Genomic DNA, 5,518 nt, shown 5'->3' with positions numbered 1-5,518 from the left:
ACACATTTTACATGGAAGCCGACTACGGTAGATCCCGGGTTTTTCGGCAAGATGGCGACCCAGAAGACGTGATACAAGAAGCGATAGACACTTGTCCAGTAGATTGTATCCACTGGGTTGATTACACGAAGCTTAAAAATCTAGAAGACGAGCGACAATATCAGGTAATTCCTAGAGCAGGATTGCCCATTGACCGCAGTATTGTTGCTGCCAAAATTAAGGAGAGGAAGCTGGCAAGAAAGCGTAGGAAAAAAAGGTAAGCATATGCGCTACGCGCAGCCTACGCCAAGAGCTATCAGCCATCAGCTTTCAGCTTTTAATAGTACTAAATCCTCGATGGCTTAGAGCCGTTGGGGGTTTTATGTTGTTTGATCGCAATGGTTGGATTTTAAGGAGTAGGGAATCGGGAATCGGGAATCGGGAATCGGGAATCGGGAATCGGGAATTGGGAAATGCGATGCTCTGAAAGAGCCGCTACGCGACTGGCCGTAGGCCACGCTAAAAGCGATCGCATGGTCGTAGAATCCGTAATTACCTCCGTCGTCGTGGTATCCGTTTTACTTTTTCCTTGACTCTCGAATGAACTACATCGTGGCCCGTTTAACCGTGAAATTTATCGACAACGCAACCTGATAGAGCGTGCTATCAACAGACCTCTTACAGTTTCGCCCCATCGCCACCCGATACGAAAAACTTGCTAGAAATTATACAGCTATGTTAGAAATCCCATTAATTTTGTTGTGGTTATAGTTTGAAAACACACCCTAGTACTAGTACCGGGTGGAGAGAAGAACCTCGCTACGCTCGTGAGCCACCTGCGGTGGCTCCACCCTCGGTAGGATTTTGTTAATTACATCTAGTTTATTATGCAATCGCATATATTTATAGCGCTATAATTTAAGGGATGCAGGGAACGGGTAAGCATCGATGGTGGGGATTCAGCTGAAATTTCGATTGTAAGCCCTAGTACTAGCACCGGGTGGAGAGAAGAACCTCCCTATGCTCGCGCGCCACCTCCGGCGGTTCCACCCTGAGTTTTTCTGTGGGTTCGTACAAAATTTTTTAAATTAATGAGGTACAATAAGGGCTAAAAATACCCCCGCTAACGCGGGTGCCCCCAATATAGACTGAGCAAAATTAAATAATCAAGCTATAGCTAGGTTTTAAATGTTAATAATGGATGTATAATCCCATAAAAAATTCCTCAAAAAATGGGATAATACACCCATTATATACACATAAAGGTGTACCTCATTAAAGTAAAATAATAATCCTGCTTACTTACCTAATAGTTATCCAAAGCGCCGTATTTTTATTTCACAAAAAGTAAAGTTAAATCTATTATTGTCTGTAACTATTTATACTGAAATCTATGATTTCACCTAACTTATGAGATTTTATATGAGATTTATGAGAATTATGAGATTTTATATGAGATTTTATATGAGGTTTATATGAGTTTTATCATGGGTTTATCTTGCTATTCTTTGAAAAGTTAAATAAGAGCGACAATCTTGAGAGTTCGCATCCCGCACTAAGGGTGTTTTGGGGGATACAACCGTTTACCCTGACCTCAATAAGGTAACTTACAGCTCTTGCGGTTTAACAATTGTTTCTGTGTGTGCTAAAGCGGCACAGTTTCTCCATGGTGCAACCCATGATTACAAGACCCCAAATTTAAACTAGTTGGGAATCCTAGCCATGAGCTGGAGACTTAATAGTGCGGCGTGTAGTTTGCCCCTTAAGGTTTAAACCTTACAAATCTTGAGTAGATTTATCTACAAAAATAGTAACTATAGCTAACGCCCAATTAGCTCATCAAACAAAGGAATTTGACTGTATGTTTAGAATGTTTGTGTTTTTAGTGGCCATTGTCATGATGGCACTTTCTTCGTTCGTAAATCCTGCTTCAGCTTCTCAAGTTGTTTTTCGGCTTGATGATATTCAGGATTTTTATCTATACAAAGCACAGGAAGAAGTAATGGACGTTTTCGTATACAATAAAAACGGTCCTCAGGCTCTTTCGATTGGTGTCATCGGCGATTATTTCAAGGATGATACTGCTCACATTTATTATGTCCAATACGTTATGGACATACTAGGTGACAAGGGAGAGGTGGCATGTCATTCTTGGTCTCATAAAAGGTTAGATGAGATGTCATTATATGAACAGGAATTAGATCTAGATCAATGCAGATCTAAGTTGGAAGAACTTTTCCCAGAAAAGGATATTGTAACCCTGATACCACCTGAGAACCAGTTTAACGATAATACGCTAGAGGCAATGTCCTTTAACGATTATTTTATCCTGTCTGGCCAATGCACACTTACAAATTGTAAACGTCAACCAGACTTTGGTTATCTGCCTATTTCAGAACCAGTTGGTGTTACTTTATCTGATTGGACTGGAGTAGGCACAGTGCGAGAAGCACAGGATATATTTGAGGACATACAAAGTGAAATCGGGAAACAAGGTTGGGCTGCAGTGATGATGCATCCACAAGAATTTGATGACTCATCTTCCTTAGCTAGGCTAGAAGAACTGATTGATTTATGTAACATAGCTGGATATGATTTGGTAACCTTTACTCAGCTTTTTGAGAGTCACTTTTAATTCTCAGTCAGTGTTCTAGGTGTTCTCTAGGCGCGATCATAAAGTCGAAGGAACATTCTCGAATTAATTAGTTAGTTAATTATAGCTCATGCTTGATAGCATGGGCTTCTCAATAATTGGATTTAATTATTAACAAAATTAAAGTTTAACAAGCGGATTTAAGATTTAAAACCTAAATCCGATCGGCGCAACTTATCCCCGAAAAAGCCACAGTATTTAAGTCCAACTATTCTCTTTACCTCGAATGTGGTTGCTAAGTAAGGTTTAACCAGTAATTTGCTTTCCATCTCTTTTGTTAAGTATATTACGTATTATAAGATTCACGATTTGTGTCAGATTTGAGACTTTTTTGTGACTATATATACATCTAGTGTTGGATTCTAGGGATAAATTATAGGTTACATTCGGTAGGATTTTGTTAATTACATCTAGTTTATTATGGAATCGCATATATCTATAGCGCTATAATTTAAGGGATGCAGGGAACGGGTAAGCATCGATGGTGGGGATTCAGCTGAAATTTCGATTGTAAGCCCTAGTACTAGCACCGGGTGGAGAGAAGAACCTCCCTATGCTCGCGCGCCACCTCCGGCGGCTCCACCCTGAGTTTTCCCGTGGGTTCGGCAGTAAATTTTTCAAATTAATGAGGTACAATAACGGTTAAAAATACCCCCGCTAACGTTGGTGCGCCCAATATAGACTTATCAAAATTAAATAATCAAGCTATAGGTAGGTTGAAGTTATTAATAATGGATGTATTGCCCCATACAAAAATAATAGAATAATGGGATAATACACCCATTACATAAACCCAATTAAGTGTACCTCATTAAAGTAAAACAATAATCCTGCGTACCTACCTAATAGTTATGCAAACCGCCGTATTTTTATTTCACAAAAAGTAAATTTAAATCTATTATTGTCTGTAACTATTTATACTAAAATCGATGATTTCACCTAACTTATGAGATTTTATATGAGATTTATGAGAATTATGAGATTTTATATGAGATTTTATATGAGGTTTATATGAGTTTTATGACGGGTTTATCATGCTATTCTTTGAAAAGTTAAATAAGAGTCAGCATCCCGCATTAAAGGTGTTTTTGGGGATGCAACCGTTCATCCTGACCTCAACCAGGGCTGTTTCATTCTAAATTGCAATATTTTATGCATTGACGAGGATACGTCTTTTCAGCCTTCGATAATTCAGGTATGTGATGGCTGAAAGCCTGTAAATTCGTTACCTAGATCCAGAATGAAATAACCCTGACCTCAACAGGGTAACTTACAGCTCTTGCCGTTTAACAATTGTTCTTGTGTGTGCTAAGCAAGGTTAAAATAAAAATGAAGCAAATGAAGCGATTCATGAATGCTCTATGTGCATTTATGTTAATTTGTGTTGTAGTATTTGCTGGAGCTGTACAGCCAGCATCAGCAGATTATTCACATTTTCTAATGTATCTTGATCAATTCGAGTGCCCCAATAGCCGACCAGGTGAGATTATTCCATTCACTCTTAAATGGAAGACAGAGGCTCAAAGTGATGACTATGTTACCTTATGGAGCGGTAATTGTGGATGGGGCACAGTGGGTACGGAAGAGGGTAAAACTGTTATTATTGACGAGCTTCATCTCTTTCCTGAGGATACGGATATGATGGGACAGGTATATTCTGATCGTGGAGATTTCCCAGTCGATGAACCTTTTCCTATTCCCGCGATGGAAGGTTATAGCAATAGCGAAAGTGGTGGTAGTGGTGTATACTACTATATCGTTACCTTTTCGGTTCTACCTATTTGAGTAGTAGCGTGGCATAGCTAAAACTGTAGGTTGGGTAGAGCGACAGCGAAACCCAACCTATATCTTATACTGAAAAAGAGCTTCTAGAGCCACCATCAATTAGCTTTCCATCTCTTTTGCTAGGTAGGTGGGCATAAATAGTTGAAACCCTTTATTACAGAACACTCGATTTTTTAGGGTTTTTGAGGCTAGAATGACTCCTAATTTAATAGGTTTAACATTATATTTTAACAAAAATACGTATTATAAGATTCACGATTTGTGTCAGATTTGAGATTATTTCGTGACAATATATACATCTAGTGTTAGATTATAGGGATAAATTATACGTTACATGTTGATTTTTGGTGTTATTGGCGACATTATGCACTAGGTGATGTTTAGTATACAACCCAGTAGATATCATAGTCAAATTTTCACTGCTCCATTCAAACATTCAACATTTATTAACTGAAGCAATTCATTAATTTTTACACTACCGTATTTTTTGTTAAAGTACGTATCCAAACGAGTTGGGTCTTTACTATTTCCCATTCCATGCTTGCAATTATGACAGATTACCTCATCATGATGGTCTTTAAGCCAGTTACCGACTTGAACTCCATTAACACCACTTAAAGCCCTCATGACAGCTCCGTTGATGGCTAATCGATCATTATCACCAGTGGCAACAGTGTTGTTGTAATAGCGTATAGCATTAAATGACCGTTTGATTTTTTCTTTCCAAGCTCCCTTTTTCTTAGTTTGCCAGAGTTCAGTATGGGATAAATTGGTGAAATCGTATTCAGTTTCAGTTTTTGTTTTACTTAAGTTTTGATTTGTGGGGATTTCTATTTTGTAACCACTAGCGTTTTCTATGTGGGTAGGATTTATGTATTGTTGATTTAGGCGATTAATTCTCGATGCGCTTGACTACATCATGGCGTTTAGCGTCTTCTGCTACTTCATCCAAACCATCCAGCAATATCAATGCCCTACCATCAGACAACCAATGCTCGAAAAATCCCACTGGTAACGGTTTCACTGACATGGTGTTTTCCGCAAATATCCGAGCATAGTCGGTCAGGCTTTTATCGAGATGTCTGGCAAAATCTCGCATCC

At 38.7% G+C, this 5,518-nt stretch carries 6 protein-coding genes and 1 pseudogene; 4 read left to right on the top strand and 3 right to left on the bottom strand.

What is annotated here, in order from left to right; translation table 11 throughout:
• Positions 1-260 (top strand): ferredoxin (locus F6K38_RS34245; protein ID WP_287359552.1); only part of this gene is annotated, 260 nt, incomplete at its 5' end.
• 128 nt (positions 261-388) lie between these two features.
• Here the strand turns inward: F6K38_RS34245 and F6K38_RS34240 are convergent.
• Complete coding sequence (locus F6K38_RS34240; protein ID WP_287359549.1) at positions 389-514, bottom strand: hypothetical protein; 126 nt, start codon at positions 512-514, stop codon at positions 389-391.
• A 106-nt stretch (positions 515-620) separates the two neighbouring features.
• Between F6K38_RS34240 and F6K38_RS44535 the strand changes: the two are divergent.
• The 3 genes and pseudogenes from F6K38_RS44535 to F6K38_RS34230 form a co-directional block, all read left to right on the top strand.
• Positions 621-750 (top strand): annotated as a pseudogene (locus F6K38_RS44535) (IS5/IS1182 family transposase); the annotation flags it as partial.
• Between the two features lie 1,090 nt (positions 751-1,840).
• Positions 1,841-2,614 carry a polysaccharide deacetylase family protein gene (locus F6K38_RS34235; protein WP_287359548.1) on the top strand — a complete coding sequence of 258 codons (774 nt, stop codon included), beginning with the start codon at positions 1,841-1,843 and terminating at the stop codon, positions 2,612-2,614.
• A gap of 1,347 nt (positions 2,615-3,961) precedes the next feature.
• Complete coding sequence (locus tag F6K38_RS34230) at positions 3,962-4,417, top strand: hypothetical protein (RefSeq protein ID WP_287359546.1); 456 nt, start codon at positions 3,962-3,964, stop codon at positions 4,415-4,417.
• Between the two features lie 408 nt (positions 4,418-4,825).
• Here the strand turns inward: F6K38_RS34230 and F6K38_RS34225 are convergent, their stop codons facing one another.
• Together F6K38_RS34225 and F6K38_RS34220 are read right to left on the bottom strand one after the other, a co-directional pair.
• Positions 4,826-5,044 carry a hypothetical protein gene (locus F6K38_RS34225; RefSeq protein ID WP_287359544.1) on the bottom strand — a complete coding sequence of 73 codons (219 nt, stop codon included), beginning with the start codon at positions 5,042-5,044 and terminating at the stop codon, positions 4,826-4,828.
• 265 nt (positions 5,045-5,309) lie between these two features.
• Positions 5,310-5,518 (bottom strand): hypothetical protein (locus tag F6K38_RS34220; protein WP_287359542.1); only part of this gene is annotated, 209 nt, incomplete at its 5' end.

The organism is Moorena sp. SIO3B2 (genome assembly GCF_010692525.1).
Taxonomy (GTDB): domain Bacteria; phylum Cyanobacteriota; class Cyanobacteriia; order Cyanobacteriales; family Coleofasciculaceae; genus Moorena; species Moorena producens.
Note: the sequence above shows the minus strand (reverse complement) of the source record. Positions and strands in the feature narration are given on the sequence as shown.

Coding starts and splice junctions, on each gene's coding strand:
- F6K38_RS34240 (WP_287359549.1), bottom strand. CDS start 514: ATGCGATCGCTTTTAGCGTGGCCTACGGCCAGTCGCGTAGCGGCTCTT.
- F6K38_RS34235 (WP_287359548.1), top strand. CDS start 1,841: ATGTTTAGAATGTTTGTGTTTTTAGTGGCCATTGTCATGATGGCACTT.
- F6K38_RS34230 (WP_287359546.1), top strand. CDS start 3,962: ATGAAGCAAATGAAGCGATTCATGAATGCTCTATGTGCATTTATGTTA.
- F6K38_RS34225 (WP_287359544.1), bottom strand. CDS start 5,044: ATGAGGGCTTTAAGTGGTGTTAATGGAGTTCAAGTCGGTAACTGGCTT.